This window comes from Deinococcus marmoris DSM 12784 (assembly GCF_000701405.1).
In the GTDB taxonomy this organism is placed as follows: domain Bacteria; phylum Deinococcota; class Deinococci; order Deinococcales; family Deinococcaceae; genus Deinococcus; species Deinococcus marmoris.
Genome location: NZ_JNIV01000040.1, coordinates 1 through 24,687 on the forward strand (window position 1 = coordinate 1; position 24,687 = coordinate 24,687).

At 67.0% G+C, this 24,687-nt stretch carries 14 protein-coding genes and 1 pseudogene; 5 read left to right on the plus strand and 10 right to left on the minus strand.

Translation table 11 applies throughout. The features are described 5' to 3' along the window. Both Q319_RS24470 and dnaE read right to left on the minus strand, forming a co-directional pair. Window positions 1-279: pseudogene (locus tag Q319_RS24470) on the minus strand (IS66 family transposase); the annotation flags it as partial. A gap of 207 nt (window positions 280-486) precedes the next feature. Next, window positions 487-4,488 carry a DNA polymerase III subunit alpha gene (dnaE, locus tag Q319_RS0111160; RefSeq protein WP_029482581.1) on the minus strand — a complete coding sequence of 1,334 codons (4,002 nt, stop codon included), beginning with the start codon at window positions 4,486-4,488 and terminating at the stop codon, window positions 487-489. Between the two features lie 117 nt (window positions 4,489-4,605). Here dnaE and Q319_RS0111165 point away from each other — a divergent pair, with 117 nt between their 5' ends. Both Q319_RS0111165 and Q319_RS0111170 read left to right on the plus strand, forming a co-directional pair. Beyond that, complete coding sequence (locus tag Q319_RS0111165; RefSeq protein ID WP_029482582.1) at window positions 4,606-5,589, plus strand: aldo/keto reductase; 984 nt, start codon at window positions 4,606-4,608, stop codon at window positions 5,587-5,589. Between the two features lie 77 nt (window positions 5,590-5,666). Continuing rightward, the gene (locus Q319_RS0111170; RefSeq protein WP_029482583.1) at window positions 5,667-6,812 is read left to right on the plus strand and encodes a DUF2399 domain-containing protein; all 1,146 of its coding nucleotides are present in this window, start codon (window positions 5,667-5,669) and stop codon (window positions 6,810-6,812) included. A 127-nt stretch (window positions 6,813-6,939) separates the two neighbouring features. Here Q319_RS0111170 and Q319_RS0111175 read toward each other — a convergent pair whose 3' ends face one another. The 4 genes from Q319_RS0111175 to Q319_RS0111190 all read right to left on the minus strand — a co-directional run bounded on the left by Q319_RS0111175 (window position 6,940) and on the right by Q319_RS0111190 (window position 15,418). After that, window positions 6,940-10,944, minus strand: a complete 4,005-nt coding sequence (locus tag Q319_RS0111175) for an SbcC/MukB-like Walker B domain-containing protein (RefSeq protein WP_029482584.1) — start codon at window positions 10,942-10,944, stop codon at window positions 6,940-6,942. 178 nt (window positions 10,945-11,122) lie between these two features. Next, complete coding sequence (locus Q319_RS27090; RefSeq protein WP_029482585.1) at window positions 11,123-12,511, minus strand: IS4 family transposase; 1,389 nt, start codon at window positions 12,509-12,511, stop codon at window positions 11,123-11,125. 235 nt (window positions 12,512-12,746) lie between these two features. Continuing rightward, window positions 12,747-13,925: a DUF2398 family protein gene (locus Q319_RS0111185; protein WP_029482586.1), complete on the minus strand. Its 1,179-nt coding sequence runs from the start codon at window positions 13,923-13,925 to the stop codon at window positions 12,747-12,749. Beyond that, window positions 13,922-15,418, minus strand: a complete 1,497-nt coding sequence (locus Q319_RS0111190; protein WP_029482587.1) for a DUF2397 family protein — start codon at window positions 15,416-15,418, stop codon at window positions 13,922-13,924. Before Q319_RS0111190 ends, Q319_RS0111185 begins: the two co-directional genes overlap by 4 nt. Before the next feature lie 74 nt (window positions 15,419-15,492). On the opposite strand from Q319_RS0111190, the gene Q319_RS0111195 reads away from it, so the two are divergent. Together Q319_RS0111195 and Q319_RS0111200 are read left to right on the plus strand one after the other, a co-directional pair. Then, complete coding sequence (locus tag Q319_RS0111195) at window positions 15,493-16,008, plus strand: GNAT family N-acetyltransferase (RefSeq protein ID WP_029482588.1); 516 nt, start codon at window positions 15,493-15,495, stop codon at window positions 16,006-16,008. 66 nt (window positions 16,009-16,074) lie between these two features. Continuing rightward, a complete protein-coding gene (locus Q319_RS0111200) occupies window positions 16,075-17,307 on the plus strand; it encodes a metallophosphoesterase (RefSeq protein WP_051655306.1) in 1,233 nt (410 codons plus the stop codon). On the opposite strand, the gene Q319_RS0111205 is transcribed toward Q319_RS0111200, so the two are convergent. From Q319_RS0111205 to Q319_RS0111215, 3 genes are read right to left on the minus strand one after another with little or no spacing between them, the layout of a single operon-like run. Next, window positions 17,304-17,777, minus strand: a complete 474-nt coding sequence (locus tag Q319_RS0111205) for a methyltransferase family protein (protein WP_029482590.1) — start codon at window positions 17,775-17,777, stop codon at window positions 17,304-17,306. The two genes, Q319_RS0111200 and Q319_RS0111205, sit on opposite strands and share 4 nt — an antisense overlap. A 9-nt stretch (window positions 17,778-17,786) precedes the next feature. Then, on the minus strand, window positions 17,787-18,500 hold the full coding sequence (locus tag Q319_RS0111210; RefSeq protein WP_051655307.1) for an ABC transporter ATP-binding protein: 714 nt from the start codon (window positions 18,498-18,500) through the stop codon (window positions 17,787-17,789). Further along, window positions 18,500-19,660: an ABC transporter permease gene (locus Q319_RS0111215; protein WP_029482592.1), complete on the minus strand. Its 1,161-nt coding sequence runs from the start codon at window positions 19,658-19,660 to the stop codon at window positions 18,500-18,502. The genes Q319_RS0111210 and Q319_RS0111215 overlap by 1 nt, the downstream gene beginning before the upstream one ends. 314 nt (window positions 19,661-19,974) lie before the next feature. Here Q319_RS0111215 and Q319_RS0111220 point away from each other — a divergent pair, with 314 nt between their 5' ends. Continuing rightward, window positions 19,975-21,243 carry a DUF4127 family protein gene (locus Q319_RS0111220; protein ID WP_029482593.1) on the plus strand — a complete coding sequence of 423 codons (1,269 nt, stop codon included), beginning with the start codon at window positions 19,975-19,977 and terminating at the stop codon, window positions 21,241-21,243. A gap of 27 nt (window positions 21,244-21,270) precedes the next feature. On the opposite strand, the gene Q319_RS25550 is transcribed toward Q319_RS0111220, so the two are convergent. Further along, window positions 21,271-24,606 carry an EAL domain-containing protein gene (locus Q319_RS25550; protein WP_051655308.1) on the minus strand — a complete coding sequence of 1,112 codons (3,336 nt, stop codon included), beginning with the start codon at window positions 24,604-24,606 and terminating at the stop codon, window positions 21,271-21,273. Between the last annotated feature and the right edge of the window lie 81 nt (window positions 24,607-24,687).

Sequence of the window (24,687 nt, forward strand, 5' to 3'; positions counted from 1 at the left end):
GATGGTGGCCTGAACCTGTTCAGGTTCAGGTGGGGTCTTGTAGGTGAACGTTCCCGTTCCTGCGCGGCGTCCAGGGGGCTGGGGATCAGCCTTGCGCGTCTCGCGGCTGAACGGCGCAGCATATTTGCTGTGCCTTTTGCGCTCCAGTTCCTCAATTTGCTTTTTCAGACGAGTGTTTTCGGCACGTAGCGCGTGATTCTCGGCTTCCAACTGCTCGAATCTCTCGGTCTGCTGACGGATGATCTCCAGCACATCACCCTCTGTCAGCGTCCCGGCCATGCCCCGATTCTAGCGAATCCTGCCCGGTTCAGGCCACCGGGTCAGGAGCGCTAATCAGATACGAGGAAAGTCTCTCAGTGCAGCAAAAATCTGCTGGGGGCTATCACCTATACCCGCATCAAGAGCGTGGTGGAAACGGCCCGCCTGCGGGGCGAGGATCCCGTGGCCGTGCTGATGGCCCTTCGGCGCTAATCAGATACTGTTGCTCTAAGCCCGCATCCCTCCGCCACCGTTCTGCTTGTTCATCCACGCCGGAGGCTTGGGCGCGAAGCGGCCCAGGATGGTCTGCTGATCGTAGGCCAGATAGGCGTCCATCCACGGGAAGGTCTGGTTCAGCACCCGAATCGCGTCGGCGCTGCCCATGCCGTGATCGAGCTGGTAGACCACGAACTGCTCCGGCGTTTGCAGCCGCAGGTAGGTGGGCATACTGCCCGCATGTTCATCCAGCACGCTCTGAAACTCGCCCACGGCGTCCGGGCTGGCGGTTTCCAGATCGATGTTGACGTACATGACCTTCGGCACCTCGGCCAGTTGCTCGATGCTCACCAGTTCCTCGGCAATGGCGCGCAGGCCGCCGTCCTCGGATTCCAGCTCCACGATCACCAGGGCGGGCGTGTCGTTGATCAGCTTTTCCTGAATGCGGTCATAGGCGCGCGAAAAGGCCACCAGCTCGGTCTGCCCGGACTCGTCGGCCAGGATGAAGCGGGCCATCATGCCGCCGGATTTGGTGGGCTTGCGAACCACGTTTTCCACCATGCCCGCCAGCACCGCTTTAATGCGCTTGCCGGGGGCGACGTTCTGGGTGGTAAACCAGGTGTCCAGGTCAGAGATCCGGCAACTGGCCGCCTCGCGCAGCCCCTCGTGCTGCTCCAGCGGGTGGCCGGAGATGTACAGGCCCAGCGCGTCCTTCTCGATGCTCAGGCGTTCCAGATCGCTCAGCGGGGTAAAGGTTGATTTGAGCGGCGGCTCCGGCGCGGTTTCCTCCAGCCCGAACAGCGCGTCCATGCCGCTGCTGATCATGGAGGCGGCCCCCTGCGCCCAGGCCAGCGTCACTTCGAGGCTGTCCAGCAGTTGCCGCCGCTCCCCGAAGGCGTCGAAGGCCCCGCTCTTGATCAGGTTTTCCAGCGCCTTGCGGTTGCAGGTCTTGTTGTCCACGCGGGAGCAGAAGTCGGCAAACGACTTGAAACGCCCGCCGCGCTCACGTTCCTCCAGAATGCGCTGCACGGCGGCCTCGCCCAGCCCCTTGATGGCGTACATCCCGAACAGGATTTCCTCGCCCGCCACCGCGAAATCTGGCGCAGAGCGGTTGATGTCCGGCGGCAGCACCTTCACGGCCATCTTGCGCGCATCGGAAATGTACTCGGCCACCTTGTCGGAATCGCGCCTTTCTACGGTTAATAGAGCCGCCATGAATTCGACGGGGTAGTTTGCTTTGAGCCAGGCGGTCTGGTAAGTAATAACGCCGTATGCGGCACTATGAGACTTGTTGAATCCGTAGTTCGCAAACGCATCCAGCAAATCGAAGAGCTTATTAGCCTCATCCTTCGGAACTTCATTGGTTTTCGCACCCGCGACAAACAAGTCACGCTGTTTAGCCATCTCCGCCACGTCTTTCTTGCCCATCGCGCGGCGCAGCAGATCGGCCCCGCCCAGGCTGAAACCCGCGACTTCCGAGGCGATCTGCATGATCTGTTCCTGATACACCGGAATGCCGTAGGTTTCCGACAGGATCTTTTCCAGAAACTGTGCGGAGTTGGGAAACCCGTCGCGCACGTAATCGACTTCCTCCAGCCCGTGGTGGCGGCGAACGTAGGTGGGAATGTTTTCCATCGGGCCGGGGCGGTACAGGGCGCTCAGGGCGATGATGTCGGCCAGACGGCGCGGTTTCAGGCGACGCGACGCATCGGCAATGCCCGCGCCTTCCAACTGGAACACGCCCTTGGTGTCGCCCCGGCTCATCAGCTCATACGTTTTGGCGTCGTCGAAGGGAATGGCGTCGAAGTCGATCTCGATCTTCTGAGACTCGCGCATGATGCGTTTGGCCTCGTCCAGAAAGCTCAGCGTTCGCAGGCCCAGGAAATCCATCTTGATCAGGCCGATGTCCTCCACGGCCTTCATGTCGTACTGGCAGACCATGCCCATGCCGGAGGTGTCGCGCATCACCGGCACCAGATCGGTCAGTCTGTTGCGCCCGATGACCACCCCGGCGGCGTGGACGGAGGCGTGGCGCGTCAGCCCCTCCAGCTTCTGCGCGAACTCGTAGGCTTCCAGCAACTGCGCGTCGCTTTCCAGCATCTGCGCGATGTCCGGCACGGCGTCCCGCGCCTGCTCCAGCGAATAGCTCTTGCCGAACTTGATCGGAATCAGCTTGCTGACCTTATCGACTTTGGCGTATTCCAGGCCCATCACGCGCGCCACGTCCTTCAGGCACGCCTTGCTCGCCATCGTCCCGAAGGTGGCAATCTGCGCCACCTTGTCCTCGCCGTACTTGTCCTGCACGTACTGGATGACCTCGATGCGGCGGGCGTCGTTGAAGTCGATGTCGAAATCGGGCATGGAAATACGGTCAGGATTCAGAAAACGCTCGAACAGCAGCTCGAATTCCAGCGGATCGAGGTTGGTGATCCGCATGGCGTAGGCCACCAGCGATCCCGCCCCCGAACCGCGCCCCGGCCCCACGCTGATGCCCTGGTCCTTGGCCCAGTTGATGTAATCGGCCACGATCAGGAAGTAGTCGGGAAAGCCCATGTTGTTGATGACGCTCAGCTCGTATTCGGCGCGGCGCAGCAGCACAAGGGCGTGCGTGTGGTGCGCGCGGCAGGTGGTCTCTTCCTCGCTGCCAGGATCGAGCTGGATGGCCGTATCGCTGGCCTCCCCTTTGCTGCGCTGCCAGTCGGTGCAGGCGTAGTCGGGCAGGGGGCCTTCTTCCGCCGCCCGCTCCATCACTTCCAGCGCCGGGTAGAGGGTGTATTTCTCGCCCGCCGCCTTGCCACGCGCCTCCCACTCGCTGCCCAGGAAGGCAATCAGCGTCAGCAGCGTCGCCTCGTCACAGGTGCGGGCGTCGCAGCCCTCGGTGCGTTCCAGCACCCGTTCGCGCTCGCCAATCTCCAGCGCCGCCAGACTCCGCACGGCGTACTCGCGCAGCAGCGCCCCCGTGACGTGGTGCGGGTAGCGCTTGAGGCTCCCGGCATACGTCTGGATACGCAGTTCCTCGGCCATCGTGCGGCCTTCGGGAATGGGCAGCGCGGGCATCTGGTACACGCGCTTCTTGCCCACCGGGAGGTCCACATTGCACAGATCGGCAATCCGGGCGGTGTTGTCGAAGACTTCCTCGCCCCACTCCGAGGGCGGCAGGGCGCGGCGCATCTCGTCCAGATCCTTGACGTAGAACTCGTCGCAGGGAAACTTGAAGCGGTTCTCGTCGGCCAGCGTGGCTTTCGTCTGAATCGCCAGCAGCGTTTCGTGCGCGGTGGCGTCGGACTTCTTGACGTAGTGGCCGTCGTTGGTGGCTACCATGCCGATGCCCAGCTCCTGCGCCCAGGCTTTCAGGATCGGGTTGTTCCTCTTCTGTTCGGGCAGCCCGTGATCCTGAATCTCGATGAAGTAGTTCTCTCCGAATAAGTCGCGGTACCACAGCATGCGCTGTTTGGCCTCGGCCTCGCGCCCCTGCATCAGCAGTTGCTGCACCTCCGAACCCAGGCAGCCGGAGAAGGCGATGATGCCCTTGTGGTGTTCGGTCAGCAGTTCGTGGTCGATGCGCGGCTTGTAGTAGTAGCCCTCGGTGTAGCCCCGGCTGCTCAGGCGGCACAGGTTCTGGTAGCCCTCGAAGTCGCGGGCCAGCAGCGTCAGGTGAAAGATGCCCTTCTCACCGCTGACGCCGGGCTTCTTGTCGCGGCGCGTGCCCATGCCCGGCACCACGTAGGCCTCGTAACCCAGGATCGGCTTGACCTCGGCGGCCTGCGCATAGTTGTAGAAATGGACCGCGCCGTGCATGTTGCCGTGATCGGTCATGGCGCAGGCGGCGTCCTGGCCCTCCGGCGTGACCTCTTTCACCCATTTCAGCAAATCCTTGAGCTTGGCCGCGCCGTCCAGCAGGCTGTATTGCGTGTGCTGGTGCAGGTGCGCGAAGCGTCCGCTGTACTCGGTGGGTGCGCAGCACGAGCCGTCCGGCAGGTGGATGTGAGGAGCAGAATCGGCGGGCGCGGTCATGCTTTAAGGATAGGCCGGGGCGGGGACGGGTTTCAGTGACGGGGAGGGGTTGACGGGGCTTTGACTCTCGCCCGCCCAGAACACAGAACTTCTCTGCGCCGCGCTATAACTCCCCCCATGCAACAGCGCACACTCGGCAAAACCGGCTACGACGTGTCCAGCATCAGCTTCGGGGCCTGGGCCATCGGCGGCACCTGGGGCGAGGTCAGCGAGGCCGACGCGATGGCCGCGCTTCACAAGGCACTTGACCTGGGGATCAATTTCTTCGACACCGCCGACGTGTACGGCGACGGGCGCAGCGAACGCCTGATCGCCCGGCTACGGCGCGAGCGCCCGGAAGCCTTTTGCGTGGCAACCAAGGCCGGACGCCGCCTGGACCCGCATACGGCGGGCGGTTACAACCGGGAAAATCTGCGCGGCTTCATTGAGCGCAGCTTGCAAAATCTGGAAACCGAGACCATAGACCTGCTCCAGCTCCACTGCCCGCCGCCGGAAGTCTACGAGCGGGATGAAGTCTTCGGCGTGCTGGACGGCTTCGTGGGGGAAGGGCTGCTGCGGGCCTACGGCGTCAGCGTGGAAACGGTAGACGAGGCGCTGACCGCCATCAAGCATCCCAACGTCTCCACCGTGCAGATCATCTTCAACGCCTTCCGCCTCAAGCCCGCCGAACAGTTCTTCGCGGAGGCGCGGGAAGCGAATGTGGGCATCCTGGCCCGCGTGCCACTGGCGAGCGGTCTGCTGACCGGCAAGATGACCCCCCAGAGCAGCTTTGCGTCGGATGACCACCGCAATTTCAACCGGCACGGCGAGGCGTTCGACAGGGGCGAGACCTTCTCCGGCGTGGACTTTGAAACGGGCCTGCAAGCGGTGGACGAACTGCGCCCGCTCGTTCCCGAAGACCTAACCCTGGCCGAGTTCGCCCTGCGCTGGATTCTGATGTTTCCCGAAGTGAGCTGCGCCATACCGGGGGCCAAGAATGCCGCCCAGGCCGAGGCCAACGCCCGCGCCGCCGATCTGCCGCCGCTGAGTGAGGAGGCGATGCGCGGCGTGGCAGCCGTGTATGACCGCCTGATCCGGCCACAGGTGCAGGACTTGTGGTGAGTGGTTCATCGGTGGCAGGCGTGTAACGACGAGGGCTACCGGGCAGGGTCACCCATCCGCATTACACTGGCCGCGCCATGCCCCCCGACGACATCCTGAGCGCCCTGACCCACGCCGGGCTGCGGCCTGTGCTGGACGCCGCCCTGCGCCGCTACCGCCGCACGGGAGAACTGGGCCGCTCGCGCCCGGAGCTGAGTGCAGACGCCTGGGCCGCGCTCTCACGGCTGACCGGACGGCAGGAACGCAAGACGCTCGATCTGGCCGCGCTGGACGCCGCCTTGCAGGCCAGCCGCTACGCCGTGTCGTTGCCGGAACTGCTGGACACCCTGAACGGTTCGCCTGTGGTGGTTCGGCGGCAGGCCAGACAGGACTTTGAGGCGCAGTGGGCAGAGCTGCTGGCGAGCATAGAGGATTTGCCGTGGCAGACGGCGCTCAGGCAGGACACGGCGGGCGCGGCACTTCTGCGGGCGGCGCTGAGAAATGGGAATGGGGATTTGCAGGCCACCCTCCGGCTCGTCAGTGATGCGCTGGCGGTCACGCGGGCCGAAACGCTGAGTTACCCGGTGCTGGCCGCCCACCTGAGCGGCGACGCGCACGCGCTGGACATGGGTACGCTGGCGGGCAACCTGTTGCGGGCCTCCCTGAAGGCGCTGGACATCCCCGAGCCGGAGCGCGACGGCGTGAGCAGCACCGTTCTGGTTGCCAATCTGCGCGGCCCGGCGTGGCTGAATGCGGCGGCGGGACACTGTCTGGCGCTGCCGTGGCGGGAAGTTGGGGCCAGCACCTTTCAAGCACCTAGAGGCATGCTGTGGGCGGTGGAAAATCCCAGCGTGTTCGAGGCACTGCACGCCGCGCACCCGCACGCGCCACTGCTGTGTACCAGTGGGCAGCCCAGCGCCGCCGCCTCCGCGCTGCTGTCGCGGCTGCCCGCAGATACCCGCGTTTATCTGAGTTGTGACCTCGATCTGGGCGGGCTGCGAATCGCCTCTTCCCTGCTGCGCCGCCACGCGCTGGACTGGCAGCCGTGGCACATGGACGCGGGGGCGCACGCCCTGGCCTGTTCGCGCGGCGCGGCCCCACTGCGGGGCGATCCCACGCCGTACCGCGCAGAGTTTCCGGGTCTGGTGGAGGCGCTGGCTATAAGCGGCGTCGGCGCGCATCAGGAGAACCTGTTAGCGGAATTGCTGGCGGATGTGGGGCGCGGTCTGTCTGGGGTGGAATAAAGGCGTTGCATCTTGCTCAGGTTGGGGCCTGCTCGGTGGTCCCTCACCCCCTTGCTTCGCAAGGCCCCTCTCCCACAAGGAGAGAAGGGAAAAAGCAAAACACCGCCCACTATCAACCCTTCTCCCGCTAATCCGCCAGCCCGTATTTACGCCCTTCCTGCGCCGACTGGCCGTCCCAGACGAAGCACAGGCTACCCACGCTGCTGCCCCGGGCGGTGGCGACGCGGATCAGTTGGTAGGTGGCGGCTCCGCTCAGGGCGGGGGACAGATCGATGCGGCGTTCGCTGGTGGCGATCCACGACAGTTCCAGATCGTCCATGACGCGGTACAGCGCGCCGATGTTGGCGAGGTCCATACCCGCAAACGCCTCGTCCAGCCCGATCAGGCGAGGCACACGCGGTCCCAGTTGGTCAAAACGCGCGCCCAGGGCGGCAAACAGGAAGGTGTACAGCACGGCGCTGCGTTCGCCGCCGCTGCGCTGGGCAAAGGTGCGATCTGTGATTTCCTTCTTGCCGGACGGCGTGACCGACAGGAAGGTGAAGTCGATCCACTCGCGGTAGTCCAGCGCCCGCTCCAGCTCCTGCGCGAAGGACAGCATGGAATCCGCGCCCGCGCGGGCCTGGAGGTCTCGCACCACGGTCTGCAACTCATCACGCACGCCTGACCACCACGCCTCATTCTGGTGGCTGGGGTCAATCCGGCCATTGACGCTGCGGGCCAGCGCTTCGGCAGGCTGCCCGGCGGGGGCGCGGGGGCGGCCTTCCAGGTCCAAGCGCTCGTCATGGAAGCGCAGTTTGTCCAGCGTGGCACGGATGCCCGCCACCCAGTTGGCGGCCTCGCGCTGCTTGCGATCCAGCTCCTCCACCAGTTCGCGGATCAGCTCGGCGTGGAAGACGCGGGCCTCCTCCTCGGTCAGCAGGGCGCGGGCGGCGTCCAGTTCCCCGGCCAGATACGACAGCAGGGCGTCGGGCATGAGGGTCTGGCCGTCGTGCGAGAAGCGGGGGCCTTCGGGCGTGAAACGCGGGTGATAGCTGAACGGCGCTTCCAGCATGGGCCGCGCGGCGTCGTATTCCTCGCGCAGCGCGTAGTCGGCGGCCTGGCGGTCTGTTTCGGAGACGCTGAGGGTGAGATCGGCGGGTTCGGGATGGTCTTCCGCGAGGCGCGGGTGGGCGGCGCGGCGCTCGTCCAGGGTGCGGATGGCTTCGGCCAGGGCCAGGGCGGCGGCTTCACTGGCCCCCTGCAAACCGGGCAGGCGTTCGGCGGCCAAGCGTCCGCGTTCCTCGGCAGCGATGCGCTGGCGACTGAGGTTCTGACTGCTGCGCTCCAGCTCGCGCGCCCGGCCCCGCAGCTCGTTCAGGCGGGCGCGCAGTTTGGCGGCGTCGGGGGCGTCGTGCTGGGCGCGCAGTTGCAGCAGCGTGGCCTGGAGGGCGTCGCGGGTGGCCTCGGCGGTCTGGCGTTCGGTTTCCAGCTCAGTCAGTTCGGCGGCGTGTTCGAGCAGCTCCGCCGCCAGCGTCTCCAGATCGGCCCCGGCACGTTCCAGCCGTTCGCGCAGATTCCGGGTCTGCGTCCACTGCGCGGCGGCGTCGCGGTAATCGTTCTGCGCAGCGTTCAGGCTGTCGCGCCCGGCATCGGCATCCAGGGCCAGCGGCGCGAAGGCCAGTTCCAGCGCCTCGCCTGCCCCAGCGGCGCGGGCCTGGGCCTCGGCCAGTGCGGCCAGCGCCAGCTCCTGCGCCTCGCTGCGGAGGGTCAGGGTGTTCAGGGCCTCGTCACGCCCACGGGCGGCAGTGCGGCGCTGCTGGCTCAGGTCACGCGGGCCGCGCAGGTAATCCAGTTCGCTTTCGAGCTGCGCCAGCGCGGTTTCCAGCATCTCCAGCTCGGCCTGCGCACTGTCCAGGCGGTCTTCCACCAGTTCCAGCCCCTCGGCCAGCAGGGCCAGTTGGCGTTCGCGCTCCCGTTCGCGCGCCGCCGCTCCCAGAAAACGCAGCCCCTCGTCGGACGCGCCGCCCGCCAGCACGCCGTTGTGCCAGTGGCCCGATGCGTCCAGACCCGCCGAACTGCTGCCCGGCTTCAGGGAGAGGCTGCCCAGGATCTCCAGCACGCCGTCTGGGGCGTCCTCCTCCGGTTCCAGAACGGCACGCAGACTGTCTTTCTTGGCCTTGATGGCCGCACCCGCAGACAGCAGCGCATCGGCCAGGTTCGCGCGGCGCAGCACGTCCAGCGCCCCCGCATGCTGATCGGCAGGCACCACCAGCGCCGTGAGCAGCCCGGAGGCCAGCAGCGCGCCTTCCAGCAGGCCCAGCTCACCCGCACCGTCCAGCGGTTTGACCAGACGGTAGAACGGCTGGGCCGCGATCCCCGCGCCACGCAGTTCGTCCAGCGCACGGGCGCGGGCAGCAGGCAACGGCGGCTCGGCCCCGCTCTGGTTCTGGAGGCGCTCCAGGCGGTCTTGCAATTCGCTCTGCTCAACCTGGAGCGCCCGCACGCGCTCCCGCGACAGCGCGCCGTCCTCACGGGCCGCAGCCAGCAGCTCTGCGCCCGCGTCCGCGATGGAGGCAAAGGCATCGGCGATTTCCACCGTCGTTTCCAGGGCGGTTGCGTAGGCATCGGTGGCCTGGGGCGGCAGCTCCTGACCCGCCCAGTTCAGCGCCTGTGCGCGGGCCGTGAGTTGCGCGCCCGTATCGGTCAGGACGGCTTCCAGCGCGGCGGTTCGGTCTTCGAGGCTCTGGCGGGCCAGCGTCGATTGCTCGGCGGCCCGCGCGGCGGCGTCCTGGCGTTCGCTCAGGCGTTCGGTGTCTCGCTCGTAGACCTTGAAGGCCGTTTCGGCAGCGTCCAGGGCGGCGGCGCGGGCGGGCAGGCTGTCCTCACCATCCCACCAGGGCCGGGCGGCGATTTCGGTTTCCAGGCCAGCCAGCGCCGCCGTGTCGGCCTCGTGGGCGGCGGTGGTCTCGCTCTGGCGGGTGCGGGTGCGTTCCTCACGCTCGCGCTCGCGGCGAATGCGGCCCCGGTTCTGCTCCAGCGCGGCGCGCACCTCGGCCAGCTTGCGCTCGGTGTTGCCGAGCTGGTTTTCCTGGCCGCTGGCCGCGTCTTCCAGCGCCTCCAATTCCACGCGCACAGCCCCGGAATCGTGGATCAATGTGGCTTCCTGCGCGGCCAGCTCGGTCAGGAGGGTTGCCTGGGTGGCCGCCTCGGCACGCGTCGCCTCCAGTTCGGTCTTTGCGGTGTCTGCCCACGCAGCGCTGTCGTGGCGGCGTTTCCAGGCCAGACGGGCGGCGGTCAGGGCGGCGTGAAAGTTGGCGGTGGCGACGCGGCGCGCGGCCTCGGTCTGGGTGTCCAGCAGGCGCAGGCGTTCGGAGTGGCGATCCAACCTCTCGATGCCGTCGGCCAGCTTGCCGGTCACGCCCGCCGACAGCGGGGGCAGCGAACGGCGCAGCAATTCGGCGATCTGGGCGGGGCGGACCTCGCGGCCCAGTTTGCTGCCGCGCACGGTCAGCAGCAGATCCAGGGTGTCCTGAAAATCGCGCTCTCCGGCCCCGTAAATCCGGCGGCGCACCACGCCCGCGTACTCGCCCTGCCCGGAGGCGAACTCGCCCGGCTGCGGCTCCAGGCGCGTGACCCGTTCGCGCAACACCCGCTCGGTCAGGGGCTGGCCCGCGTCCACCAGATCGAGGCTGACGCCGTCTTCCTCCTGCCCGGTTCCCACGCGGCCCGGCACCCAGAAGCCCCATTTGCCGATGTTGGTGCTGCCCTCGCTGGCCGACAGCCCCAGGCCGATGGTCTGGTATTCGCCTTCCGGCGTGCGGAATTCCAGCGCCAGATACGAGCGCCGTCCGCGCTCCTGGAATCCGGCGTCGGGGCCGCCCAGCAGGTAATAGCGCAGATGCCGCCGCTGCCCACCGAATGGGTCCAGGCGAGCGGGCGCGCTGTCGCCGTCCAGCAGCAGCGTGATGGCCGCCGTGAGCGCCGTGGATTTGCCCGAACCGTTGTGGCCGGTCAGGAACAGCCGCCCCGCCACAAAATGAAACACCTGCACCGGATACAGCCAGTAATTGACCAGAATCAGCCGGGTGGGCAGCAGCCCGCGCGCCGGGCGCGTCAACAGGCCCTGAACGTCCTGGGCGGTAAAGAGGGTCATTAGGGTTGAGTTTAACGGGTGTTGGGGGGTGGGGTGAAGGGGGGTGAAGGTCTGAAGGCTGGGAGGGAAAGCGGGGCAGGCGGATTGGGTTGAGGTTGCTGGGTGGCCCCCTCACCCTTCCGGCGCTGCGCGCCTCCCTCCCTCTCCCACGAGAGGCTGAGCGCCGCACACATCTTTCTCAGATTTTCAGTTGTGCGTTCCAGCCGAGAAATACCGCCTCAAATCGTTCCAGTCCTCTGCGGAGTGTGATGGTTCCAGGAAGTCCACTCCCATGCCAGCGGCCCAACCGCGCCAGGATCCAAATGGCCCAGGCGACAGAGTGGTGGGGATGGGGATTGCGCTGTTTGTCAGTGCGGCCTTCAAGAATGGGGCAGATGCTGTCCATACAGGCGAGTTCTTCCTCCAGGAAGAACTCGCGGGCAGAGGTGATGGCATCGTTGCGGTGCTTGACGAGCGCGGTCAGTCGATTGGCACTCCAGAGGGTCATCACCCCCAGTTTCATCAGGGCTTCCCCATGATGCAAGGTACTGCTCTCCAAATCGGCACCTCGCGTCTTCAACGCTGAAAAGACATCCTCCACACGCCAACGGTAGACGTACCATTGAATGAGCTGGAGTGCGTCCTGGAGCTTATTGATGGAATGGGTCGTCAACAGAATCCACACCAGGGGCTTTTGTCCAGGCGGGACGTCTTCGGCACGTTCACGCACTTCCAGCGCGCTCAACACGATGTGTTCGGCCTGTTGGCGGGTTTTTTTGGGTTGGAGAAGGGAGACAGTCGTCCAGCGCAGTTCCATTGTGCTGTGCCGTGCGGTGCGCCTCGTTTTTCGATCTGCGGGAATGTCCAGCTCAAATGTGGCTGCGAGAGGCTGCCCGGCGAGATCGGCGAACAGCTTGCCCGTGGGGCAAGCTGGGGAAATGGCAATACGGCGATCTTGCTTGGCCCGAGTGAGGAGGTGATGGCTCTTCACGAAAACCATCTGCCACAGCGCAAAAATGTCCCCTTCTCTGTCGTTGATGAACGTAAGCTGCTTGGCGAGGCGGGGTGAACCCCCATCCACCGCACCGATCACGTCAAACCATTTCTGTGATTCCCGGTCACGCCGGTCATGTGATCCGCCTTTGCGCGTCCACAGCGCCAGTGCAGCACACCCGAGAGGTTGGCCGTGCTGTGGATCCAAAGCGATGCCTTGATGAATGAAGAAGCCTGGGGCGGTGTTGTTCCCCGTCACGCCCAAACCACGGGCATGGTGATAGCCCTTTTGTGCCTGAAGATTGACTTCGGACGTGTCGCCGACGATCAATAAGTGGTCATGGGCTTGCTCGCGCAGCCGTTGATGGGTATCAGTGACGATGCCAGAAATGAGAAGGTCAATGTGGGTCGAAGGGTTGTGTAAAAAGCGGCTGTAAGCCGCTTCCTCGGCACGGGTGATCGCGAGCTGCTGAATGGTGGCATCGGGATGACGAGCAAGAGCCTGAAAAAACTGCTCTGAACGGCGATTCAGTCGAACATCACGGAAACCACAACGCGGGACATCGACTTGAGCTGACGAGGTAGAAAACGACATTCCTACAGATTAGAAAAATGTGTGTGGCGCTCAGCCCACGAGAGGAGAGGGAAATAGCAGGGCACTTGCTTAGGATTTATGCGAAACCACCCGACATGCCGATCAACACGTCCTTTTCTCCCTCCCTCTTTATGGGGGAGGGTTGGGGAGGGGGTGAGACGAAGCTGCGTTCCAGAGCCACTTTCCGGCCCATACATCCCAATCTTTTCCGCATTTTGCATAAGTTCCATTGCTTTCACCCCTTCCGCCGTCCCCGCCGCGCCGGGGTCAACAGCGTGCGGCCCTCGTCCTCATAGCCGGCGTCGAAGCGGGCCAAGTGGGGTTCCAGGGTCAGGCTGCCCTCGTCCATGCGCGCCACACCGCCCCACTCGCGCCACAACTGCAAGACGCCGGACAGCAGCTTCTCGCCGCCCTGTTTGCCCTGTTCGCCCCAGCGCGAGCGATATTCATCGCGCACGCCGTCCAGCAGGGTGTACAGCCGGGTCTGCGAGAGGGTCAATCGGCCCTGGGCGTCGGGCCTGAGCTTCCCGGCCTCCACCTCGGCGCGGACGGCGCGCAGGAGCAATAGGGCGGCGGCTCCTGGCACGCTGCGGCCCGGTGCCCAGCGCGCGGCCAGCCCGTGCGTGACGCCCTCGCGCAGCAGCAGGGCGTAGGGGCCATGAACGTCCAGCGTCCAGCCCAGGGTGCGCTGCACTTCGGCCAGTTCCGGCACGGTTTCGGTGTCTGCCAGCACCGCGAAGGCTCCTTCGTCCTGCGCCCGCGTCAGGGCCGGGCCGCACAGCAGGGCGCGCACCGCCCGCTGCGCCGGGGTCACGGGCAGCGGCGGCGGCAGGCTAATCAGGTACGGCGCGGCGGGGGAGAATTCCAGCAGCGCGCCGCCATCGGGCAAACCCTCGTCCGCACCGCCCTCCCAGCGAGAGGCGTCCTCGTCCAGCACCCGCAACGCACCCACCTCGGCCAGCGTGCGGATGGCCTGGAGGAGGGCGCGGCGGTCTGCCAGCACGCTGAAATCCAGATCACCCGCGCCCGAATTGGCCGCGATGGCGGCGGCCAGTTCCGAGAGGCTGAACTGCGCCACCTCGCCCAGCCGCACGCCCAGGTATTCGTGATACCACAGCGTCCAGACCACCAGCGCGGCGGCGCGCGGGGATTTCAGGCCGTCCCAGGCGCGTCCGCCTTCGGGAAAAGGGGGCGGCAGCACCAGCCTCAGCACGCCGGGGCCAATTTGCACGGTCAGCGCGGCGGTGCGGGCAAAGAAGGCCCGCAATTCGGTGCGCCAGGCATACGTTTCGCGGAAGCCGTCCATGCCCTCGGTGAGCAGCGGGGTTCCCAGCAGGGTACGGGCGGCCTGGGTCAACGCGGTGGGGACGCTCTGGATAGACGCTTCGAGGGCAGACAGGTAAGAAGAGGTCACCGCACCCCCTCCGGCTGGCCCAGCAGCTCCAGCGCCGCGCCGCGCTCGATCCACAGCGTTCCGTCCGGCACGCGCAGCAGGGCGGGGGAAGAGGTCAGCGATACGCGCACCTGATGGCCCTGCGGCCCCGGCGTCAGGCCCGCGCCGCCGTCTGCACCACTTTCGGGGTCATGGGCCGCGTGCAACCCCGCCGAGAGCCACGCCAGAACTTCGGGCAGCATGGCAGCGTCGGGCAGGGTCAGGCCGTCCAGATCCAGTTGCCCGTCCTCGAACAATTCCAGCAACAGCCTCTGGCGGCGGCGTTCGGCTTGCAGGGCGTCCCTCGCGGCGCGTTTGGCCTCGCGGCTAACCTCGCCGACATCCGCGCTGAAACGTTCGGCCACCTTGCCCTTTTGCACCGCAGACAGCAGCACCGACTCGGTGGGCGTGACCCAGGCGTCGTGGACGACCTGTGCGGGAGGAACGCCAGGGGCGTGCAGCGGCGCGGACAACCCCAGCGCGCGCGCCAGTTCCTCGCGCGCCGTGGGGGCGTCGGGCAGGTCAACCAGGTGGGCGGCCAGTTCGGCCAGGACCCCAGCGCGGCCCAGGCCCAGCTCGCGGGTGCGGTGAACCGCGTCCACGAAGGCCAGCACCCGCGACACCGCCCCGCGCAGGGCCACCACGCCGTATTCCAGGCCGTCGCCCTGTTCGGCGCGGCGCGAGAACCAGCCCAGCAGGCCGTCCCACTCGCGCCCGGTGATGCGCCCGGCCTGCTCTGCGTCCAGCACACCCGCGCCGCGTGTCAGGCGGCCCGCTCGCACCCCGGCTACTGTATTCAGCAAACGTGAACGGAGATCAGGCGACAGCTCCTGCAAACCCGCGCGCAGGCGGCGACCCGGCCCGGCCAGCTCGGCGGCCAATCGCTCCACATACGAGCGCACCGCGTCCTTGAACTCCAGAAAATCGTCCAGGGCTTCCAGGCTCAGCTTGCGTTCCAGGTTCAGGGCCAGCAGCCGCACGTCGCCCGACAGCGCCACGAAATCGCGCACGAGGTTGGCCCAGCTCGCCTCCAACTCGTCGGGGTGCAGCTCCGGGGCGCTCAGCAATTCGGCCAGATGTGCCCACTGCCGCTCCATGCCGCTGACGATCCCGGCCCCCACCGCCACGGTTTCCTCGGCGGCGTCCAGACCCGCGTCCAGAAAGCCCTCGATGGCCAGGCCGCGCGCCGTGGCGTAGTACAGGTCGCGCTTGCGGGCGTACTCGGCCAACGAACCCACCCGGCGGGTGTCGCGCCGCCGCCCCAGGTTGCCCCAGGCCACTAAGGCGTCCAGATCGAGCAGCAGCGCTTCAGGGGTCAGGTCAAGGTCTGAATCCTCGATTCCCGCCAGCACCTCGTCGGGCGGCAGGGTGTGCTGCTGCTTGAGGTGCGCCTCGTAGAACAGCCGCATCAGCGCGCGGTACGTGGGGGCCGAGGGCGCGGTCAGGTACGCGAATTCACGCAGGGCAGACAGCATCGGGGAGGAGTATAGCGGCAGACGGAGAATCGGATTCTCGATTGGCCCGCTCTCCATGCGTTTTACACTCAGCCATGACTGACCCGCCCCCCACCATCCGCCCCGCCACTCCCGCCGACGCTCCGGCCATCGCCCGCATTCACGTCACCAGTTGGCGAGAAACCTACGCGGGCCTGATGCCCGACGACTTTCTGGACCGTATGACGGGCGAGGAAATGCGGGGGCGGCGCGAAATGAGCTGGGAACGCACCATCTCGCAAAATTCAGAAACGGTGCTGGTGGCCGAGCAGGACGGGGAGGTGGTGGCCTTCGCCTCGGCTGGCCCGGCCCGCGATCATCCCGGTTTTGAGATGGAATTGATGACGCTGTACGCGCTGAAATCGGCACAGGGCCGGGGGCTGGGGCGGGCACTGTTCGGGGAGATAGTGCGGACGCTGAAGGCAGACGGTTTCCACAATCTGGCCCTGTGGGTACTGGATGCCAACCCCACGCGGGGGTGGTACTTGCGCCAGGGCGGACGTGAGGCGGGCGAGAAGACCGAGGGGGAACTGCGCGAGGTCCGAATCGTCTGGGACACCCTGCCGGGCTGACCCCGCAGCCTGAGCGTTGTCAACCTCCGCCCCACCGATGTGTCAACATCATTGCCCAGTCTGCCCATGACCGATCCCTCCCTCCTCCAGCTCCCCTCTCCCAGCGTGATTGCCCTGATCGGCGCACCCGCTGCGGGCAAAAGCACCTTCGCGGCACAGCATTTCGGGCCTGAAGAGGTGCTGTCCGGCGATTTTCTGCCGGAGCTGGAGCGCCGACTTTCACGCGGCGAACTGACCGTGATAGACGCTCCCCTGACCCGCCCCGACGAACGGCGGCGTGTGCTGGAGGCGTCGCGCGCCCACGATCTGCCCGCCGTCGCCATCGTTCTTGATCTGCCCCGGCAGGTGCTGGAGGAACGGGCCGTGCATCTGGGAGTGGACCCCACCGCCATCCTCCCCGAATTCGCCGAACTGCGGCGCACGCTGGGCGGCTTGCAGAAAGAGGGCTTTCGTCAGGTGTACGTTCTGCGCTCGGTGGCCGAGATTGATGACGCACAGATCGTGCGGGTGCCGCTGCCGCCGGACCGCCGCGACCTGCCCGGCCCCTTCGATTTCATTGGCGACGTCCACGGCTGCCTGCCCGAACTGCTGGAGTTGCTGGGCAAACTCGGCTACAGCGTCAGCTATTCGGGGGTCAGGCCGCCAGCGGGCCGCACCGCCGTCTTTCTGGGCGATCTGACGGACCGGGGGCCAGACAGCGCAGGCGTATTGCGCGTGGTCATGGGCATGGCGGCGTCGGGCGCGGCGCTGTGCGTGCCAGGCAATCACGACGAGAAACTGGCCCGTGCGCTGGACGGCAAGGCGGTCAGGGCCATGCACGGCCTGGACGGCACGCTGGAACAGATGGACGTTGCGGGCGAGGACTTCAGGGCACAGGCCCGCGCCTTTATCGGCAGCCTGCCCAGCCATCTGGTACTGGACGGCGGGCGAGTGGTGGCGGCCCACGCCGGACTGCCTGGGAAGTATCAGGGCCGAATTGCCAGCCGGGTCCGCAGTTTTGCGCTGTACGGCGATGTGGACGGCAGCCGCGATGAACTGGGCCTGCCGATCCGCCGTGACTGGGCCGCCGAATATAACGGGCAGGCCATCGTGGTGTACGGCCATACACCCGTATCTGCGCCCGTCTGGATTAACCGCACGGTGGACATCGATACGGGCTGCGCGTTCGGAAATGCGCTCACGGCGCTGCGCTATCCCGAACTGGAATTCGTCAGCGTTTCCGCCCATCAGGTGTACACGCCCCCGCCCCGCCCTCTGCCCTTGCTGGGGCCGGGGACTGGGACGCCAGAGTTGAGTTAAATCACTCCTGGCACGAATCGCTTCGTCCGTTTGCGGTAAGCCGCGTAGTCGGGAAAGCGCACCAGCAGTGCCTTTTCCTCACGGGCAGATTTGAAATGGAACAGCGCAGCGAGGGCGGCAGTCCAGCCCAGCGCCCCCCGACTGCCCCGCAAGATGCCCCAGCCCAGGCCCAGCGCCAGCAACCCGCTGTAGATCGGATGGCGAATCTGGGCGTACAGCCCGCCGGTCACCAGTTGCGCCGTGTCCAGCGGCTCTGGCAGGGGGCTGAGATTGCGGCCCAGCGTGCGCCCGCTGCCGATCACGACTGCGCCGCCCAGTCCCATCAGCGTCAGACCCGCCAATTTCTGAAAGCTACCGACACTCTTGCGCTTCCGCCCGCTCAGCGCCACCAGCCCAATCAGCACAAATTGCGCGGCCACCAGATCGCCGCCGCGCTGGCGAAAGCTCTGGAGACGATTCTGAGGGGTCATGCGCGAATCCTACCCCGCCGTCACCACGCCGTCGCGCACGCTGAGGCGGTAATTCGCCAGCGCTGCCACCTCCAGATCGTGGGTGATCAGGACCACGCGGCGGCCCTCGGCGGCGGCTCCGGTCAGCAGGGACAGCACCAATTCTCCGGTCTTGCTGTCCAGGTTCCCCGTCGGCTCGTCGGCCAGCAGGATGCCGGGATCGCGGGCCAGGGCGCGGGCAATCGCCACACGCTGCGCCTCACCGCCCGAAAGCTGGTTGGGCAGGTGTCCAGCGCGGTTTTCCAGGCCCACCAGGGCCAGCAGCTCGCGCGCCCGCGCCCGGCGTTCTTTCGGCGGCAACCCGGCCAGCGTCAGCGGAAACTCCACGTTCTCCTGCGCGCTCAGGATGCTGACCAGATTGTGGTTCTGGAACACGAAGCCGTAGTGCGCCAGCCGGAAATCGGCCCGCGCGGGTTCGGAGAGGGTGGTCAGGTTCACGTCGCCCACCGAGACATGCCCGGTGCTGGGACTGTCGAAGCCCGCCAGCAGATTCAGCAGGGTGCTTTTGCCACTGCCGGACGGCCCCACCACTGCCGTCATGCCGGGCGGGAAGGTATGGGTAAAGGAGGCCAGCGCCTGAACCTGCCCCTCGCCGCTGGGATAGACGCGCGACAGGTTTTCAACGTGCAGGGGCGGCGTGCTGGTGGCCTGAGCCTCGGCTTTTTCTCTCGTTGCAACAGTCATCAGACCCTCCCCAGCGCTTCGGTGATGTTCAACTTACTGGCCGTGCGGGCAGGCAGCAGGCCCGACACCAGACCCAGGAACAGGCTGATCCCCAGTGCCAGCAGCACCAGCCGGGGCGTCAGCGCGGCGGCGTCGATTCCGGCCAGTTGCTGGGTGTACAGGTTGACGCCCCAGATGCCCACCAGCCCCACGATCACGCCGCCCACGCCGCCCACGAGGGACAGCAGCAGCGATTCGCTCAGCACCAGCGCCCGCACGAAGCCGGGCCGCGCCCCGATGGCCCGCAGCGTGCCAAATTCGCGAGTGCGCTCAAAGACGCCCATCATCACCGTGTTCGCCACCGCCAGCCCGCCCACGATCAGCGAGATCAGCGAGATGCCGAAGCGCACCGCGTCACTGATCTTCAGCGCCCGCTCCACGAAGCTCAGGAAATCCGACTGGGTGGAGGCTTCCAGATCCAGTTTGTCGGACAGCGCCGTCGCCACCTCGCGCGCCTGGCGGGGATTGTCCAGCTTGACGGCCACCAGCGAGACGCGGCCCTCTGCACCTTCAGACTTTTGCAGGGTGTTCAGCGGCAGAAAGATGAAGTTGTCCACCAGCCCGGATTCGGGGGCCAGCACACCCACCACCTCGGCCTGGTTGCGGCGGTTGAGGTTGAGGGTGCTGCCCACCTTGAGATTCAGGTTCTGCGCGGCCTTCGCGCCTGCAATTGCCACCCCCTTGCCCTCGTCGGCGGCAGTGAAGGCGCGGCCCTGCGCCGTACTGGAATTGGGAAACACCGCGCCGATGCCCTGCACGGCGGGCAGACCGTACAGCACCACGCTCTGCGACACGTCCAGACTGCCGCGAATGGTCATCACCACCGGGGTCACCGTTTTAATCCCCAGTTCGGGGGCCAGCGCCTGGATATCGGTCACGGCCTTGTCGGGCAGGTTGGGCTGCGGCGCGAAACCCTGCGTGAAGCCGCTCAGGCTGACCTGAATATCCGGGCCGATGCCGCCGAGCTGCTCCACAAACACCTTGCGGATGCCCTCGCCCAGCGACAGGAAAATCACCATGCTCGCCACCGCCACCGTGATCCCCAGCGCGGTCAGGCCCGTCCGCACCCGCCGCCGCGTCAGCCCGCGCCAGGCCAGTCCCCACAAATCCGTCCATTTCATTGCCCTCAAGGTACGCCCCAGGGGCCGGGGCAGATGGTACGCAGTGCGGAGGTGTGGGGAAAAGGGGGATTGGGGCGCAGGGGTGGGTGCTTGCGGTTTAACCCCTCAGTCAGCTTCGCTGCCAGCTCCCCTCAAAAGGGAGCCAATGCGCGCAGAAGACCATGCAGCAGACGAATCTCCTTGCCTCCCCTCAAGGGGAAATGCCCCGAAGGGACGGACTCGCAGAGCTGCGAAGCAGAGGGGTTAACCGTGGGAGCCACCCCAGAAACCCACCCCCCAAAACCCCTCTCATCCCCGCCCGTTACCCTTCCCCAATGTTGCGCCCTGCCCTCCTGCTTTCATTTCTGCTCGCCGCCCAGGCGGGCGCACAAACGCTGCTGCCGCTGGATTCACGGCCCGCGACACGGGTGCTGCCCGCCCTGATCGCGGGCCTCGGCGGCGGCGCACCCCACGTTCCGCCCGCCGTGCTGCTGGGCAACGCTGGACAGGAGGCCAACCCGGCGCTGCTGGCCGCGTGGCTCAACACCCAGCCCACAGACGGTCCGCTGATCGCCTCGCTGGACGCGCTGGCCTACGGCGGACTGGTGCAGTCGCGCAAGAGTCCGTTGACGGTGGCGCAGGCGCTGGCCCGGCTGGAACCCTTGCGCGAGTGGCACCAGCGGACCGGGCAGCCCATCCTCGCCTTCATCACCCTGCCGCGCGAGCCGGATGCCACGGACCGGGCACGCAATCTGGCGGTGGCGCGGACCATGCTGGACTGGGCCAGCTCCGGTGTTCTAGCCCAGTTGGACATCACCTGGGACGACGCCCTGCCCGGCAGCCCGGCCCCGGCGGAAGGTACAGCGCTGGTAAAGGAAGCGGCAGACAGAGGCCTGACGAACGTGCGCGTCTACCCCGGCGCGGACGAGGTGCTGTCCATGCTGGTGGCCCGCGCCCTGGCACCCCAGGAAAAGACCGTGCGGGTGGAATACAGCGACCCGAAAGCGGCGCAGGCGGTCATCAAGTACGAGGGCATTCCGCTGACGCAGAGCGCGGCCAACCACGCGGCGGGCAGCGGCTTTACCGTGGTGGAGTCGGACGCCGATCTGACCCTGTACGTGTTTAACGGCGGCGATCCCCGTAAATCTGCCCTGCGAATCAGCACCCTGCTGCGGCGCGGGCCGGTGGCAGTGGCGGATGTGGAAAAGGTCAATCTGGGCAACTCGCGGCTGTGGGCCGATCTGACCACGCTGCGCCAACACGCCAACCTGCGGGCGCTGGCGGCGTGGGGCACCCCCGGCAACAATCTCGGATCGGCTCTGGCCCACGCCAAGCTGGCCCTGAACAATCACGATCCGCTGCGGCAGGACGCCCTGCTGGCCCGCGAATATGCCAATGACGTGATCTACAGCACCGAACTGCGCGCCGCACTTCGCAAGGCCGTGCCGGAAAAGGAGCTGGACACGCCGCAGGGACAGGCCGAACTGCTCAGGCTGGCGCAGAATTATTTCCCGCTCAGAATCGGCAATGAATACGTGCTGGAGGACGCCGCCCTGCCCTGGGGCCGCTCGTTCGAGTGGGATTTCGATTTGCGGGCACGCTGAAGCTCTGGCCCAGGCGGACGGGACTCCTCAACCCTGCGGCCCCAGCAGCGCGCCCGGTCCGGCCCGCAGCAATTCCAGCGTATCGGCCAGTTCCAGGGGCCGGGCGAACAGGTAACCCTGGCCCCAGCGGCAGCCCAGGCGGATCAGGTGATCGCGCTGCATGGGCGTCTCGATGCCCTCGGCGATCACCTCCACATCCAGGGTGCGGGCCAGCAGCAGCACGGTCTGCACCACCTTGGCGCTGACCAGATCCTCGCCCAGCCGGGCGATGAAGGCCCGGTCCACCTTCAGGGCGTCCACCGGAAAGCGGTGCAGGAACGCCAGACTGGAATGCCCGGTCCCGAAATCGTCGATGTGGATTCGGACGCCCAGGCCGCGCAACTCGGTCAGGGTGCGGGCGGCCTCGTCGATATCCAGGATCAGGGCACTCTCGGTGACCTCCAGATGCAGCCGCGCGGCGGGAAAGCCGGTATCGTCCAGAATCCGGCGCACCGTTCCCACGAAGCCGGGGCGCAGGAACTGGCGGGTGGACACGTTGACCTGCAACGACGGGGGCGGGAAGGGCGCTGGACCAGCCGGGTCAGAACAGGCCAGATCAGGGCCGGACGCGGCCTGAAAGGTCCGGCAAGCCACCTCCAGCACGAAGGCCCCCAGCTCGGAGATGATCTCCAGTTCCTCGGCCAGCGGCACAAATTCGCACGGCGGCACCGCTCCAAGCTGCGGGTGCTGCCAGCGCAGCAGGGCCTCGTAAGCGCCGATCCGGCCCGTCTGGATGTCCACGATGGGCTGGTAGACCAGCCGCATCTGGCCGCGCCGCGCCGCCTGCGCCAGATCGGCCTCGAGCTGAAGCTGGCGCAGGGCCACCGCGTGCATCTCGGGCCGGAAGGTCACCACCGGGCGCGACGGGTCACGCTTGGCGCGGTACATGCTCAGGTCCGCGTCGCGCAGGATGTCGGCGGGCGAGGCGTGGTGCAGTTCGCCCGGCGCGATGCCGATGCTAACGCTGACCCCCACCGAGCGGCCCTGGACTGTGAACGGCGAGATCAATCTGGCGCGGAGGCGCGCGGCGGCGGCCTCCACCCGCGACAGGTCACCCGGCGGCAACCCGCACATCAGCACGGCGAACTCGTCACCGCCCAGCCGGGCCACCAGCGCATCGTCCATACAGGCTTTCAGGCGCTCGGCAAAGGCCTGGAGCAACTGGTCACCGGCGGTGTGGCCCAGGCTGTCGTTGATCACCTTGAACCGGTCCATATCCAGGTACAGCACCGCGTAGTCCGGCTGCCCGGTCTGGCGGGCCAGCGCCATCTGCTCTTCTAGGACACTGTACAGGCGGTCCCGGTTGAATAGCCGGGTCAGCGAGTCGTGGGTGGCCGCCCACAGCAGCCGCGCCTCGGCCTCCTGCCGCGCCGTGACGTCCCGCGACGAGGACAGGAACTGGTACGGAAGAGACGGGCCATCAGCCTCGGCCAGCCCATCCTGCTCGATCCTGGCGAGACTGACCTCCAGCGTCAGATAGTGGCCCTTCCGGTGGCGCAGCCTGAGCAGGATGGGGGGTCCCGGAGACTGACCCAGTTCGTGCAGGTCGACGCGGTCCTCCGGGTGCATCAGGGCCTCGGGAGAGGTGCCGATCAGCTCGGCTGGAACGTAGCCCAGCAGCCCGTGGACGCTGGGGCTGACATAGGTGAAGTCGCCGCCGGGACGGTGCAGACAGACCAGATCGTTGGTGTACTCGGCCAGCAGGCGGTACTGGGCCTCGCGCTCCCTGACCTGCGCGTGCAGCCACGAGCGTTCCAGCACCTGTTGCAGGTAGCCGCCCACCGAGCCGATGATCTGGGCGTCCCACGGCCCAAGCGGCTCGGCACTGCCGAAGGTCTCGACGTTCAGGACACCGATCACCTGCTGGCCGCGCAGCAGCGGCACGCACACTTCCGAAGTGATGCCGGGCAGGGCCAGCAGCGCGTCCGGGTCCCGGCTGAGGTCCTGGACCCACTGCGTCTCGCCGCTGCGGCAAGTCCGGCCCATCACGCCCTGGTCCAGCGGCAGGCGCTCGATCACCTCGGCGTAGCCCACCTGATCCTGCATGGCCAGCACGTCGCCGTCCAGCAGGTACACGCTGACATGCGAGTACCCGAAGGTCTCGCGCAGTCCCCAGGTCACCGTCCGAACGCTCTGGGCGGTGTCCAGTCCAGCGCCGAACGAGGTCCGCAGGCGGTGCAGCAGGTCCAGCGCCCGGCGCTGCCGCTCGGTGTCGGCGTGCAGCCGCTCGCGCTCCAAGGCCTGCCCCAGCCAGGTGCCCAGCGTCGCCAGGGGGCGCAGGTCCTGCACGCCCAGGTGCCGGGACTCGCATTCCACGTCCAGCACGCCCACCACGCGCGTGCCGTCCAGCAGCGGCACGCAGATCTCGCTGATCACCCCCGGCAGCAGGGAGATGTAATCGGGGTCCTGAGTCACGTCCGGCACCAGCGCGGGCTGACCGCTGCGGGCAACCCGGCCCGCCACGCCCGTGTCCACCGGGTGCCAGGTGTCCCACTGGCCCTGCCCGGCGCTCTCACGCAGCACCAGCACGCCCCCCACCAGCGCGTCTCCTTTCAGCACAGCCCCTTCCAGCACGCCGATGGCCACATGCTCGATCTCCAGCAGCTCGTGAATGGCCTGGGTGATCTTCCCGAACAGCTCATGCTGGCTGCCCGAGTACGCCACCGCCCGCCACGCCCGCTCCAGCAGTTCCACCTCGCGCTGCGCGGCGTTCAGGGCGCACTCCAGGTCCAGCCGGTGCAGCGCTGCGGCCAGCAGCCCGGCCTGCGCCTGTGCCAGGGCCAGCAGCGGCGCGGGCGGCACGTCCACGGGCTGGCCCACAGCCCCATCCACGGGTTCGAGGTCCAGATGCAGCGCCCCGCGCACCACCCCGCCCAGCTCGACAGGAACGGACAGCGAGAGGAAAGGCCGGGAAGACACTGCGCCGCTCAGGGCCTGCACGGCGTCCGGGGCCAGCAGCGCCGCGTAGAGACTGGGAGCATCGAACAGGCGCTCAGGCTGCGGCAGGTGCGCCAGCAGTTCGGCGGCGCGGCGGCACAGGGCCAGCGGCGTGGCCGCGATGGGCGCAGACTCAGCCTGGGTGGATACAGGGCCAGCCTGGGGAGCGACAGATTCAGCCTGGGCCGCCAGTGCAAAAGTGCCGCTCTCGCCGGTCAGGAACAGCCGCGCCGCCACCACCGATTCCAGCTCCAGCATTCCCGCCAGCGGCCCCAGCAGGACGTCTGGTGCAGACCCGGCCCCCGGTCCCGCCACAGGGACGGCAACGTCGGTCTCTTTCTGTCGGGGAGGAAAACTCGGCGGATGAGGGTGCATGAGAATCTTCATGTATGGTAGCGCACCACTCTTTCTGAACAATCACTGCCCTCTCGACAACGGTTGCCTGCCGAATGATCATTGCGGCGCGGG